Below are 12,924 nucleotides of genomic sequence, written 5' to 3'. Positions count from 1 at the left end.
ACTTGCGATCGACCGGTACCCCTTCTCGAGGACTGGATCGTCGTCATGAGCGCACCGCTGCGCCCGCGCCCGGCCGCCCAGTTTGGGCCTGCCGCACTGCGGGACCGCGCCGTCACCGGCGCCCCTTCTTCCCGTCTGCTCACCGTCGGCGTCGTCGGCGCCGGTCGGGTCGGTGCCGTCCTGGGCGCCGCGCTCGCCGCCACCGGGCACCGGGTGGTGGCCGTGGCGGGCGACTCCGGTGCCAGCCGCGCCCGTCTCGCCCTGCTGCTGCCCGAGGTGCCGCGCAGCCCGGTCGTCTCCGTCGCCCGCGCCGCCACCGACCTGCTGCTGATCGCGGTGCCGGACGACGCGCTGGCCGGGGTTGTCGCCGACCTCGCTGGACTGGGAGCCCTGCACCCTGGCCAGGTGGTCGCCCACACCTCGGGCGCGCACGGTCTCGCCGTGCTGGCGCCGGCCGCCGCGGTAGGCGCCCGGCCGCTGGCCCTGCACCCCGCCATGACCTTCACCGGTACACCTGACGACCTGCCCCGGCTGGCCGGCATCTCGTACGGGGTGACCGCCCCGACGGACCTGCGCCCGCTTGCCGCCCGGCTGGTGGCCGACCTGGGTGGCGTGCCGGAGTGGGTGGCCGAGACGGACCGCCCGCTGTACCACGCCGCGCTGGCGCACGGCGCGAACCACCTGGTGACCCTGGTGAACGAGGCGACCGACCGGCTGCGGGACGCCGGAGTGGCCCGTCCGGAGAAGGTGCTCGCCCCGCTGCTGCGGGCCGCCCTGGAGAACGCGTTGCGCCTCGGCGACGACGCGCTGACCGGTCCGGTCTCCCGGGGCGACGCGGGCACAGTCGAGCGACACCTCGCCCGACTGGCCGCCACCGCGCCGGAGTCGGTCCCCGCGTATCTGGCGCTGGCCCGGCGTACCGCCGACCGGGCGATCGCCGCCGGCCGTCTGCGGCCGGTGGACGCGCAGTCGCTGCTCGGAGTGCTCGCCGAGACGAGCCGCGAGGTCGCGGCATGACGCGGGTCGTGCACACGCGCGCCGAGTTGGCCGAGGCCCGAGCGGCGCTGAAGGGCACCGTCGGCGTGGTGATGACCATGGGCGCCCTGCACTCCGGGCACGAGACGCTGCTGCGCGCTGCCCGGGACCAGGCCGACCACGTGCTGGTGACGATCTTCGTTAACCCGCTGCAGTTCGGGCCCAACGAGGACTTCGACAGGTATCCGCGCACCCTCGACGCCGACCTGGAGGTGTGCCGGCGGGCCGGTGCCGATCTCGTCTTCGCGCCGTCGGTGGCCGACATGTACCCCGACGGCCAGCCCCGGGTACGCCTCGACCCGGGTCCGCTCGGCGGGGAGCTGGAGGGCGCGAGCCGCCCCGGCTTCTTCCACGGCGTGCTCACAGTAGTCCTGAAACTGCTCCAACTCACCCGCCCTGACCTGGCGTTCTTCGGTGAGAAGGACTATCAGCAGCTCACCCTGGTACGGCGGATGGCCCGAGACCTTGACGTCCCGGTCGAGGTGACCGGCGTGCCCACCGTCCGGGAGCCGGACGGGTTGGCGCTCTCCAGCCGCAACCGTTACCTGAGCGAGCCCGAGCGGGCGGCGGCGCTGAGCCTGTCCGCCGCGCTGCGGGCCGGGGCCCGGGCCGCCGATGACGGCCTGGACGCGGGGGAGGTGCTGTCCGCCGCACACGCCGCGTTCGGCGCCGGTGCACCCGGCGCCCAGCTCGACTACCTGGTGCTCACCGACCCCGAGCTGGAGCCGGGGCCGGTGTCCGGGCCGGCCCGGCTGGTGATCGCCGCGTGGGTCGGCACCACCCGGTTGATCGACAACGCGGCGATCCACCTCGCCCCCCGCTCCTGACCCGGCCGCACCCCCCACCACAATTCTTTTCGCGAAAGGCCAGCCTGATGCTGCGGACCATGCTCAAGTCGAAGATCCACCGGGCCACGGTGACCCAGGCCGACCTGCACTACGTCGGTTCGGTGACCGTGGACGAGGACCTGCTCGACGCCGCCGACCTGCTCCCCGGCGAGCAGGTCGCGATCGTGGACATCACCAACGGCGCCCGGCTGGAGACGTACGTCATCCCGGGTCAGCGGGGCAGCGGCGTGATCGGCATCAACGGCGCCGCCGCGCACCTCGTGCACCCCGGTGACCTGGTCATCCTGATCTCGTACGGGCAGATGGACGACGCCGAGGCCCGGTCGTACCGGCCGCGGGTGGTGCACGTGGACACCGACAACCGGGTCGTCGAGCTGGGGGCGAACCCGGCGGCGGCGGCCCCGGGCACGGCCGGCGACCCGATGCCCAGCCCGTTCGCCGTGTCCGGAGTCTGATCCCGCGCGACGCGATTCCGGTCTGTCACCGGAAGGTCATGTGCGGTTACCCTGGGCACGCTGGCGGAAGCCGGTAGGTGGCTGGGGGAGGCCGCGATGCGCCGTGCCATGACGACCCTGTTCGCCACTGCCGTCACGGCAGTGTTGCTTGTCGGCTGCGCCGGATCCGGTGGCCTGGACGGCGACCTGACCGACGACTGGGCGGCGCTGCCACCGGCCACGGCGTTCACGCCTGCCGTCGGGGTGTGTCAGGCCGCCGACTTCGTCGAGGTGGTCACGCTGGCCGTCTATCAACCGATGGACTGCGCCGGCCCGCACCGGGTGGAGACCGTGCACGTGGGGGCGTTCCCGGTCGAGCGGGCCGCCGCCCCGGCCAACGGTTCGGTGGAGCTGCGCGGCGCGTTCGTCGAGTGCGACACCCGGGCCTCCGCGTACGTGGGCGACGACTGGCGGGCCGGGCGACTGCGGCTGTCGGTGGCGCTGCCCTCGGGGCCGGGCTGGGCGGCCGGTTCCCGCTGGTACCGGTGCGACCTGACCGAGCTGACGACTGTCGAGGCGGCGGCCACTGTGGTGGTCCGGTCGGGCAGCCTGCGGGACGCGTTGAAGGGGGCCTCCGGGCTGCGGTTGGGCTGCCAGCAGACCCGCGCCGGGGCAGGCCGGGGCGTGCAGACGCTGGTTCCGGTGGAGTGCGGCGGTCGGCACGACGCGGAGTTCGTAGGCGTGTGGCGTGCGCCGGACCGGCCGTACCCGGCCAGGGACGCCGACTGGGCGCCGCTCTACACCGGCTGCCGCAGCATCCTCGGCCGCTTTGTCGGCGTGCCCGACGACTCCGACCTGCGGTTCCGCAGCGGCGTGGTGGTGCGCCCGCCCGGTGCGGGGCGGTGGCGGGTCGGTGACCGGGGGGTCCGCTGCTACCTGTGGCTGAGCGACCGTACGGTGACCGCGTCGTTGAAGGGCGCGGGCCCGACGGGCTTGCCGGTGCGGACGAAGTAGGCGCGGCACGGTCCGCGCCGGACGGCGTAGCCCAAACCACTCGTCCCGCCCCCGCCGCCCCCGGCGAGGATCGTTCGGGTTGACTGGTGGGATGGACCAACCGACCGTCGACCTGCCGGCCCTGCCCCGACTGCTCGCCGCGCCCGAGCCCGGCTGGGTGGAGACCACCGACGTGATCGTTGTGGGGTCCGGGGTGGCGGGACTGACCGCCGCGCTGCACCTGCGCGAGGCGGGCCTGCACGTCACAGTCGTCACCAAGGTCAACATTGACGACGGCTCGACCCGGTGGGCGCAGGGCGGCATCGCCGCGGTGCTCGACCCGGCGGACAGCCCGGCGGCGCACGCCCGGGACACCGAGATCGCCGGGGTGGGGCTCTGCGACCCGGCGGCGGTCCGGGTGCTCGTCGAGGAGGGGCCGACCCGGCTGCGGGAGCTGATGCGGATCGGCGCCGAGTTCGATCGCCACCCCGACGGTTCGTTGATGCTGACCCGCGAGGGTGGGCACCGCGCGGACCGGATCGTGCACGCCGGCGGGGACGCGACAGGCGCCGAGGTCCAGCGGGCGCTGCACGCCGCCGTGCAGCGCGACCCGTGGATCCGGCTGGTCGAGCACGCCCTGGTGCTGGACCTGCTGCGGGCGCCCGGTGACGGCCCGGACGGGCTCGGACCGGCCTGTGGGATCACCCTGCACGTCCTCGGTGAGGGCAGCGAGGACGGCGTCGGCGCGCTGCTGGCCCGGGCGGTGGTGCTGGCCACCGGCGGGATGGGCCAGATCTTCGCGGCCACCACCAACCCGGCGGTCTCCACCGGCGACGGTGTGGCGCTGGCGATGCGGGCCGGCGCGGCGGTGACCGACGTGGAGTTCGTCCAGTTCCACCCGACCGCCCTGATCACCCCGCCCGGCGCGGGGGTGCCCGGCACCGGCCACGCGCAGCAGCCGCTGGTCTCCGAGGCGCTGCGCGGCGAGGGCGCGTACCTGGTGGACTCCGACGGCAAGCGGTTCATGGTGGGCCAGCACGAGCTGGCCGAGCTGGCCCCCCGGGACGTGGTGGCGAAGGGCATCCACCGGGTGCTGCTTGCCACAGGCGCGGACCACGTCTTCCTCGACGCTCGCCACCTGGGCGGTGACTTCCTGGCCGGGCGATTCCCGACGATCGTGGCGTCCTGCCTGGCGATCGGCGTGGACCCGGCGACCGACCTGATCCCGGTGGCACCGGCCGCGCACTACGCCTCCGGCGGCGTCCGCACCGACCTGCGCGGCCGCACGTCGATCCCCGGCCTGTACGCGTGCGGCGAGGTGGCCTGCACGGGTGTGCACGGCGCGAACCGGCTGGCCAGCAACTCGCTGCTGGAGGGTCTGGTCTTCTCCCGGCGGATCGCCGAGGACATCGCGGCAGGCCTGCCCGAGCAGGTTCAGCCGGCCGACACCGGTGCGTGGCGCGGTGGCGCGGGCTGGGTGCTGCCCGCCGAGGTGACGCCGACCCTGCAACGGGCGATGACCCGGGGGGCCGGGGTGCTCCGATCGGCGGCGACGCTTACCGGGGCGGCCGGGACGCTCATCGAGCTGGGCGTGGCCCGGGGCCGACCGCGGACCGCCGACTGGGAGGCGACAAACCTGCTCACGGTGGCGTCGACGCTTATCGCGGCCGCGTACGCCCGCAGTGAGACCCGCGGTTGCCACTGGCGGGAGGACTTCCCGACGGCCGACGAGCGGTGGCTGGGCCACCTGGTCGGGTCGGTCGGGGCGCAGGGCCTGGTGACGGAGCAGTGGGAGGGGAACTCGTGATCGAGTCGACGGAGACGGCGTTGCGGGCGGCGGGGTTGGATCCGGCCCACGTACGGCAGGTGATCGAGGGCGCGCTGGTCGAGGATCTGGGGCCGGACTTCCTCGACGTCACAAGCGTGGCGACAATTCCGGCGGAGCAGAACGACACCGCCGACCTGGTGGCCCGCGCGGACGGCGTGGTGGCCGGGCTGGCCGTGGCCGCCGCCGTGTTCGAGCTGGTGGGCGAGGTGACCGGCTTCGGTCGTACCGTCGAGGTGTCGGAGCTGGCCCGCGACGGTGAGCGGGTGGCCCGCGGCGACGTGCTGGCGACGGTGACCGGCCCGACCCGGCTGCTGCTCACCGCCGAGCGGCCGGCGCTCAACCTGCTCTGCCGGATGTCCGGGGTGGCCACCCACACCCGTGCCTGGGCGGACGCCCTGGCCGGCACGAAGGCGATGGTGCTGGACACCCGCAAGACGACGCCGGGCCTGCGGGCGCTGGAGAAGTACGCGGTGCGGGCCGGTGGGGGCACCAACAAGCGGATGGGCCTCTACGACGTGGCCATGATCAAGGACAACCACAAGCTGGCGGCCGGGGGCATCACTGCGGCGTACCGGCGGGTCCGGGAGGCGTTTCCGGAGGTTCCGGTGCAGGTCGAGGTGACAACTGTCGCCGAGGCGGTGGAGGCGGTAGAGGTCGGGGCGGACTTCCTGCTCTGCGACAACATGACGCCGGAGGTGCTGGCCGAGGCGGTGGCCGCCGTGGGCGACCGTGCGGAGCTGGAGGCGACAGGCGGGCTGACCCTGGAGGTGGCGGGCCGGTACGCGGCCACCGGCGTCGACTTCCTCTCGGTGGGCGCGTTGACCCACTCGTCGCCGATCCTGGACATCGCGATGGACCTGCGCACCCGGTAGTTGTCTAGGCTGCGTGCGTGCTGCTCTGCATCGACATCGGAAACACCAACACCGTGCTGGCGACCTTCGACGGCGACAAGCTCGTGCACTCCTGGCGGATCAAGACCGATGCCCGCTCGACTGCCGACGAGCTGGGCCTGATGTTCCGGGGCCTGCTCGCCGGGGACAACGTCGAGATCACGGGGGTGGCCGCCTGCTCCACGGTGCCCGCCGCGTTGCGGTCGCTGCGGACCATGCTCGGCCGGTACTACGCCGACCTGCCGAGCGTGATCGTCGAGCCGGGTGTGCGGACCGGGGTGCAGCTGGCGATCGACAACCCGAAGGAGGTGGGCGCCGACCGGGTGGTGAACACGCTTGCCGCGTTCACCCTCTACGGCGGGCCGTCGATCGTTGTCGACTTCGGCACCACCACAAACTTCGACGTGATCAGCGGCCGGGGCGAGTTCCTCGGTGGCGCGTTCGCCCCGGGCATCGAGATCTCCTTCGACGCGCTCGCCGCCCGCGCGGCTCAGCTCCGCAAGGTCGAGGCCACCAAGCCGCGCTCGGTGATCGGCAAGAACACCGTGGAGTGCCTCCAGGCCGGCCTCTACTTCGGGTTCGCCGGTCAGGTGGACCGGATCGTCGAGCGGATGACCGAGGAGTTGGGCGAGGTGAAGGCGGTGATCGCCACCGGCGGCCTCGCCTCCCTGGTGATCAACGAGTGCCGCACCATCACCCACCACGAACCGATGATCACGCTGATCGGCCTGCGGATGGTCTACGAACGCAACCTGTGACCCTCAGCGCCGTCGGGCCCGTAGCACCAACGTCCGGTACGGCAGCTCGACTGTCTCCCGGCCGGCCAGGGCGGGGTGGTTGGTCAGGAGGTCGGTCAGCTCCCCCTCGACCCGCTGCCGATCCGCGTCGGAGGCGGTGAGCCAGTAGGAACGGGTGCGGATCATCCCGCGTACCTCGTCCGGAGTGAGTGTCGTACGGTGCGTGAACTCGCGCGTCTCGATCGCCTCGAAGGCCGGACCGAAGTCCGCGTACCTCACGACCATGGTGCCCGACCTGTCGTCGAGGTGGGCGATCCGGCCCAGCTCCGCCACCCAGTCGACGTGGTCGTCCCGGATGTTCCAGACCGGGGCGAAGGTGCCGCCGGGGCGCAGCACCCGGGCGATCTCGGCGTGCGCGGGCTCCCTGTCGAACCAGTGGTACGCCGTGCCGACAAGCACCGCGTCGGCCGCCCCGTCGGGCAGCGGCACGGCCTCGGCGCTGCCCGCGAGCGCCGTCGTGCCCGGGGTGCTGTGGGCGAGTTGCGCCCGCATCCCCGGATCGGGCTCGACGGGTACGACCTGGTGGCCCAGGGCCTGCACGTCGCGGGTCAGGATGCCGGTGCCGGCGCCGAGGTCGACGATCCGCGCGTCGCGCAACCCGTCGAGTGCCCAACGGATGGCGGCCTCGGGATAGTGGGGCCGAAACCGGTCGTAATCGCTCGCCGCGGCACCGAAGGAGAGGGCATGAGTGTGATCGACCATGACGGGCAGGTTATCCGGTAACAGCCCCCGGACCGCTTGAGTACGCTCGGGCCTGACCCCCTGTATCTCCCGTGACGAGGAAGCGTGCCGTGAGCGAGCAGAACGCCGTGCCAGTGGACCCCGCCGACGACCTTCCCGAGCAGATGAAGGTCCGCCGGGAGAAGCGGGACCGGATGCTCGCCGAGGGCGTCGAGCCCTATCCGGTCGGCTTCGCCCGCACCACCACCCTGGCCGAGATCCGGACCCGCTACGCGGATCTGCCCACCGACACCGCGACCGGCGACGAGGTCTCGGTCACCGGCCGGGTGATCTTCGTACGCAACACCGGCAAGCTCTGCTTCGCGACCCTGCGCGACGGCGACGGCACCGAGTTGCAGGCGATGCTCTCCCTGGACCGGGTCGGTCCGGAGCGGCTGGAAGCCTGGAAGCGCCTGGTCGACCTCGGCGATCACGTCGGCGTGACCGGCGAGGTGATCACCAGCCGCCGGGGCGAGCTGTCCGTGCTCGCGCAGCGGTGGGAAATGACCGCCAAGGCGCTGCGTCCGTTGCCGGTGGCCCACAAGCCGCTCTCCGAGGAGGCTCGGGTCCGGCAGCGCTACGTCGACCTGATCGTCCGGCCGCAGGCCCGCCAGATGGTCCGCACCCGGGCGGCGGCGGTGCGCAGTCTGCGCGATTCACTGCACGGCCAGGGCTTCATCGAGGTGGAAACTCCGATGCTGCAACTCCTGCACGGCGGCGCGGCGGCCCGACCCTTCGTGACCCACAGCAATGCGTTGAGCACCGATCTGTATCTGCGAATCGCTCCGGAACTGTTTCTGAAGCGCGCGGTCGTTGGTGGTGTGGACCGCGTCTTCGAGATCAACCGCAACTTCCGTAATGAGGGTGTCGACTCCTCGCACTCGCCCGAGTTCGCGATGCTGGAGACGTACCAGGCGTACGGCGACTACGACACGATCGGCGAGCTGACCCGTAATCTCGTGCAACAGGCGGCGATCGCGGTCAGCGGTTCGACGGTGGTCACCCACGCCGACGGGCGGGAGTTCGACCTGGGCGGCGAGTGGCGATCGGTGACCCTGTTCGGGGTCCTTTCCGAGGCGCTCGGCGAGGAGGTCACGGTCCGCACCGAACGTTCCCGGCTGGTGGAGTACGCGGACAAGGTGGGATTGGCCGTGGACCCGAAGTGGGGCCCCGGCAAGCTCGCCGAGGAACTGTTCGAGGAACTGGTCGTCCCCGGCCTGCAGGCGCCCACCTTCGTCCGCGACTACCCGGAGGAGACCAGCCCGCTCACCCGTGGGCACCGCAGCGAGCCGGGGCTTGCCGAAAAGTGGGACCTCTACGTCCTCGGTTTCGAGCTGGGCACCGGGTACTCCGAACTGGTCGACCCCGTGGTGCAGCGGGAACGACTGGTGGCCCAGGCGCAGCTCGCCGCCCGCGGTGACGACGAGGCGATGCGTCTCGACGAGGACTTTCTCCGGGCCATGGAGTACGGAATGCCGCCGGCCGGGGGTATGGGAATGGGAATCGACAGGCTCTTGATGGCCCTGACCGGCCTCGGAATTCGGGAAACGATCCTCTTCCCGTTGGTCCGCCCGGAGTAGTCGGCCACCAACTCCCAGCGAGTCGTAACGGCATCCTATTGACGCGGCGAGCAGCACGGGGGTTATTGTGCTCTCGTTAGCAGGAGCGCCCTGCTCGAAAGGAATGTGGGACGTGGCCAAGCAGATCATTCACAAGCTGGTCGATGACCTGGACGGTGGGGACGCTGACGAGACCGTCAAGTTCGCGCTCGACGGCGTTCAGTACGAGATCGACCTGTCCGGCACCAACGCCGCGAAATTGCGCGACGTATTCGCGCCGTACGTCGGGGCCGGCACCAAGGTGGGTCGCGGCGGCGTGGTGATCGGTGGGCGGGCCGCCCGCGGTCGCGGTGGCGCCACCGCCGACCGGGAGCAGAACAAGGCGATCCGGGAGTGGGCCAAGAAGGCCGGCAAGGACATCTCGGACCGGGGCCGTATCCCGCAGGAGATCGTCGACGAGTACCACGCCAAGCGCTGATCCGTTGAGCTGACCGGTGGCAGCCGCCACCGCAGGGCGACACCGACGCCGGGCCGGAGCATCCTCCGGGCCGGCGTCGCCGTATCCGCGCCCGGTCGGGCCCGATTCCCGGGCCGGTTCCGGCGGGGTTCCCGGGTCGGTCCAGGGCGTGGTTCGCGGCTCGGTTCAGGCGGGGTTGGCGGGTCGGGACGTTTTCCGGCCCGACCGGCGTTGTCCACAGGCGGTGGAGTAACTATCCACAACCTGTGGACAACTTCCCGAAAGGGTCGGGCGAGGCTTCCCCCGCGAGGGTCGGGAGCGGCGCTCGGTGCCACCGATCGGCCCTCCCGGAGCTTCCGGGGGCCGCGGGAGGCCCCTCCCGGGCCCCGTGGAGCCGGCAGAGGGGCTTCCGTGGAGTCGGTCGGATTTCGCTCTGCGCGTAGCGCCAGGGGTACCGGAACACCTCCTGAGCGCGGACGGTTGTGCAAAACGACGTGGAACTGACCCAGACCGGAGAGACACGACCTCAGCCGAGTCGGTCAGCGACGATAGAGTAAGGAGGCACGGACGCCCGTCCCGGACGTTCGTGCACCGGCCCCGCCAAGATCTTGACCATCAAGGCGCACGGCACGTGAGGAGCACGAGGGCATGTTCGAGCGGTTCACCGACCGAGCGCGACGGGTTGTCGTCCTGGCCCAAGAAGAGGCCCGGATGCTCAACCACAACTACATCGGTACGGAACACATCCTGCTGGGCCTGATCCACGAAGGTGAAGGCGTCGCGGCAAAGGCCCTGGAGAGCCTCGGCATCTCCCTGGAGGGCGTCCGCCAGCAGGTCGAGGAGATCATCGGCCAGGGCCAGCAGGCGCCGAGCGGGCACATCCCGTTCACGCCGCGGGCCAAGAAGGTGCTGGAGCTGTCGCTGCGCGAGGCGCTGCAGCTCGGCCACAACTACATCGGCACTGAGCACATCCTGCTCGGGCTGATCCGCGAGGGCGAGGGCGTCGCCGCCCAGGTGCTGGTCAAGCTCGGCGCCGACCTCAACCGGGTCCGCCAGCAGGTGATCCAGCTGCTCTCCGGCTACCAGGGCAAGGAGCCCGCCGCGGCGGGCGCCGCGCCGGGTGAGGCCGCGCCGTCGACAAGCCTCGTGCTTGACCAGTTCGGCCGCAACCTGACCCAGGCCGCCCGCGAGGGCAAGCTCGACCCGGTCATCGGGCGCGAGAAGGAAATCGAGCGGGTCATGCAGGTGCTCTCCCGCCGCACCAAGAACAACCCGGTCCTGATCGGTGAGCCCGGCGTCGGTAAGACCGCCGTGGTGGAGGGGCTTTCCCAGAAGATCATCAAGGGCGAGGTGCCCGAGACTCTCAAGGACAAGCAGCTCTACACGCTTGACCTCGGTGCGCTTGTCGCCGGTTCCCGCTACCGCGGTGACTTCGAGGAGCGCCTCAAGAAGGTGCTCAAGGAGATCCGCACCCGCGGCGACATCATCCTGTTCATCGACGAGATCCACACCCTGGTGGGTGCGGGTGCCGCCGAGGGCGCGATCGACGCGGCGAGCATCCTCAAGCCGATGCTGGCCCGTGGTGAGCTGCAGACCATCGGTGCCACCACGCTTGACGAGTACCGCAAGCACCTCGAGAAGGACGCGGCTCTCGAGCGCCGGTTCCAGCCGATCCAGGTGGGTGAGCCGTCGCTGGCGCACACCATCGAGATCCTCAAGGGCCTGCGCGACAGGTACGAGGCCCACCACCGCGTGAGCATCACCGACGCGGCCCTGGTCGCTGCCGCGACCCTGGCCGACCGGTACATCTCCGACCGCTTCCTGCCGGACAAGGCGATCGACCTGATCGACGAGGCCGGCGCCCGGATGCGGATCCGTCGGATGACCGCGCCGCCAGACCTGCGTGACTTCGACGAGCGCATCGCCCAGGTGCGTCGTGACAAGGAGTCCGCGATCGACGCGCAGGACTTCGAGCGCGCCGCCCAGCTGCGCGACAAGGAGAAGCAGCTCCTCGGCCAGAAGGCTCAGCGGGAGAAGGAGTGGAAGGCCGGTGACCTGGACGTCGTCAGCGAGGTCGACGACGAGCAGATCGCCGAGGTGCTCGGCAACTGGACGGGCATCCCGGTCTACAAGCTGACCGAGGAGGAGACCTCGCGCCTGCTGCGCATGGAGGACGAGCTGCACAAGCGCGTCATCGGCCAGGAGGACGCGGTCAAGGCGGTCTCGAAGGCGATCCGGCGTACCCGGGCCGGCCTGAAGGACCCCAAGCGCCCGTCGGGCTCGTTCATCTTCGCCGGCCCGTCCGGTGTCGGTAAGACCGAGCTGTCCAAGGCGCTCGCCGAGTTCCTCTTCGGCAGCGAGGACGCCCTCATCCAGCTGGACATGTCCGAGTTCCACGACAGGTACACGGTGTCCCGCCTCGTGGGTGCCCCTCCCGGCTACGTCGGCTACGACGAGGGCGGGCAGCTGACCGAGAAGGTGCGGCGTCGGCCGTTCTCGGTGGTCCTCTTCGACGAGATCGAGAAGGCCCACCCGGACGTCTTCAACACGCTCCTGCAGATCCTCGAAGACGGTCGGCTCACCGACGGTCAGGGCCGGATCGTGGACTTCAAGAACACGGTCATCATCCTGACCACCAACCTGGGCACCCGCGACGTGGCCAAGGCCGTGTCGCTCGGCTTCCAGCAGTCGGAGGACTCCGAGTCCAACTACGACCGGATGAAGCAGAAGGTCAACGACGAGCTCAAGCAGCACTTCCGGCCTGAGTTCCTCAACCGGATCGACGACACCATCGTCTTCCACCAGCTGCGTCAGACCGAGATCCTCTCGATCGTGGACATCATGATCCGGCGGATCGAGACGCAGCTGCACAACAAGGACATGGGTCTGGAGCTGACCGACAACGCCAAGAAGTACCTCTCCAAGAAGGGCTTCGACCCGGTGCTCGGTGCCCGTCCGCTTCGTCGCACGATCCAGCGCGACATCGAGGACAACCTCTCCGAGCGGATCCTCTTCAACGAGCTGACCCCCGGTCAGATCGTCGTGGTGGACTGCGAGGGCGACCCGGAGGACATCGACAAGTCCAAGCTCGTCTTCCGGGGCGCGGACAAGCCTGTCGAAGTTCCGGACGCTGTCCCCGCCGACCTCGGTGGCACCGCAGCCGGCACCGCCGCAGCGGCCACGGACGAGGTGGCATAACCAGCAGCAAGGGGGCGGGGCCCCGGTGGCGCGAGCCACCGGGGCCCCGCCTTTTGTGCTACCCCCACAGGTCACATACATCCGCCGTGCCTGTTCGCGCCCGCCGCGCCCACGCAAGATCTGCGCAACATCAGGGAAGGTGCTGCCCCACGGCGTCCGGAGGCA

General features: G+C 71.1%; 11 protein-coding genes. 10 read left to right on the top strand and 1 reads right to left on the bottom strand.

The genetic code is table 11. From position 1 onward, the window contains the following. Window positions 1-45 precede the first annotated feature (45 nt). The 7 genes from OOJ91_RS19510 to OOJ91_RS19480 all read left to right on the top strand — a co-directional run bounded on the left by OOJ91_RS19510 (window position 46) and on the right by OOJ91_RS19480 (window position 6,786). Window positions 46-1,017: a Rossmann-like and DUF2520 domain-containing protein gene (locus OOJ91_RS19510; RefSeq protein ID WP_266246900.1), complete on the top strand. Its 972-nt coding sequence runs from the start codon at window positions 46-48 to the stop codon at window positions 1,015-1,017. Beyond that, the gene (panC, locus tag OOJ91_RS19505) at window positions 1,014-1,862 is read left to right on the top strand and encodes a pantoate--beta-alanine ligase (protein ID WP_266246897.1); all 849 of its coding nucleotides are present in this window, start codon (window positions 1,014-1,016) and stop codon (window positions 1,860-1,862) included. Before OOJ91_RS19510 ends, panC begins: the two co-directional genes overlap by 4 nt. 47 nt (window positions 1,863-1,909) lie before the next feature. Then, on the top strand, window positions 1,910-2,338 hold the full coding sequence (gene panD / locus OOJ91_RS19500; protein ID WP_266246895.1) for an aspartate 1-decarboxylase: 429 nt from the start codon (window positions 1,910-1,912) through the stop codon (window positions 2,336-2,338). 96 nt (window positions 2,339-2,434) lie between these two features. Then, complete coding sequence (locus tag OOJ91_RS19495; protein WP_266246892.1) at window positions 2,435-3,331, top strand: septum formation family protein; 897 nt, start codon at window positions 2,435-2,437, stop codon at window positions 3,329-3,331. 91 nt (window positions 3,332-3,422) lie between these two features. Further along, window positions 3,423-5,117, top strand: a complete 1,695-nt coding sequence (locus OOJ91_RS19490) for an L-aspartate oxidase (RefSeq protein ID WP_266246891.1) — start codon at window positions 3,423-3,425, stop codon at window positions 5,115-5,117. After that, window positions 5,114-6,010 (top strand): carboxylating nicotinate-nucleotide diphosphorylase, encoded by an 897-nt coding sequence (nadC, locus tag OOJ91_RS19485; RefSeq protein ID WP_266246890.1) that lies wholly within the window; start codon window positions 5,114-5,116, stop codon window positions 6,008-6,010. Before OOJ91_RS19490 ends, nadC begins: the two co-directional genes overlap by 4 nt. Window positions 6,011-6,027: 17 nt before the next feature. Beyond that, complete coding sequence (locus OOJ91_RS19480) at window positions 6,028-6,786, top strand: type III pantothenate kinase (RefSeq protein WP_007466060.1); 759 nt, start codon at window positions 6,028-6,030, stop codon at window positions 6,784-6,786. Window positions 6,787-6,789: 3 nt separating this feature from the next. Here the strand turns inward: OOJ91_RS19480 and OOJ91_RS19475 are convergent, their stop codons facing one another. Next, a complete protein-coding gene (locus tag OOJ91_RS19475) occupies window positions 6,790-7,527 on the bottom strand; it encodes a class I SAM-dependent methyltransferase (RefSeq protein WP_266246888.1) in 738 nt (245 codons plus the stop codon). A gap of 89 nt (window positions 7,528-7,616) precedes the next feature. On the opposite strand from OOJ91_RS19475, the gene lysS reads away from it, so the two are divergent. From lysS to OOJ91_RS19460, 3 genes are all read left to right on the top strand, one after another. Next, window positions 7,617-9,125, top strand: a complete 1,509-nt coding sequence (gene lysS / locus OOJ91_RS19470; protein WP_266246887.1) for a lysine--tRNA ligase — start codon at window positions 7,617-7,619, stop codon at window positions 9,123-9,125. A 112-nt stretch (window positions 9,126-9,237) separates the two neighbouring features. After that, entirely contained in the window at window positions 9,238-9,582 is a 345-nt protein-coding gene (locus OOJ91_RS19465; RefSeq protein ID WP_266246885.1) for a histone-like nucleoid-structuring protein Lsr2, read from the top strand. Window positions 9,583-10,209: 627 nt separating this feature from the next. After that, a complete protein-coding gene (locus tag OOJ91_RS19460) occupies window positions 10,210-12,759 on the top strand; it encodes an ATP-dependent Clp protease ATP-binding subunit (RefSeq protein ID WP_266246883.1) in 2,550 nt (849 codons plus the stop codon). The last annotated feature ends 165 nt before the right edge of the window (window positions 12,760-12,924 follow it).

The organism is Micromonospora lupini, assembly GCF_026342015.1.
GTDB classification, from domain to species: Bacteria; Actinomycetota; Actinomycetes; order Mycobacteriales; family Micromonosporaceae; genus Micromonospora; species Micromonospora lupini_B.
The sequence above is the reverse complement of the archived record's forward strand: the minus strand, read 5'-3'. Positions and strand labels throughout refer to the sequence as shown.

Bases quoted from the DNA above. Each gene is read 5' to 3' on its own strand.
- panC (WP_266246897.1), top strand. From the start codon at position 1,014: ATGACGCGGGTCGTGCACACGCGCGCCGAGTTGGCCGAGGCCCGAGCG.
- OOJ91_RS19475 (WP_266246888.1), bottom strand. From the start codon at position 7,527: ATGGTCGATCACACTCATGCCCTCTCCTTCGGTGCCGCGGCGAGCGAT.
- panD (WP_266246895.1), top strand. From the start codon at position 1,910: ATGCTGCGGACCATGCTCAAGTCGAAGATCCACCGGGCCACGGTGACC.
- OOJ91_RS19510 (WP_266246900.1), top strand. From the start codon at position 46: ATGAGCGCACCGCTGCGCCCGCGCCCGGCCGCCCAGTTTGGGCCTGCC.
- OOJ91_RS19495 (WP_266246892.1), top strand. From the start codon at position 2,435: ATGCGCCGTGCCATGACGACCCTGTTCGCCACTGCCGTCACGGCAGTG.
- OOJ91_RS19460 (WP_266246883.1), top strand. From the start codon at position 10,210: ATGTTCGAGCGGTTCACCGACCGAGCGCGACGGGTTGTCGTCCTGGCC.
- OOJ91_RS19490 (WP_266246891.1), top strand. From the start codon at position 3,423: ATGGACCAACCGACCGTCGACCTGCCGGCCCTGCCCCGACTGCTCGCC.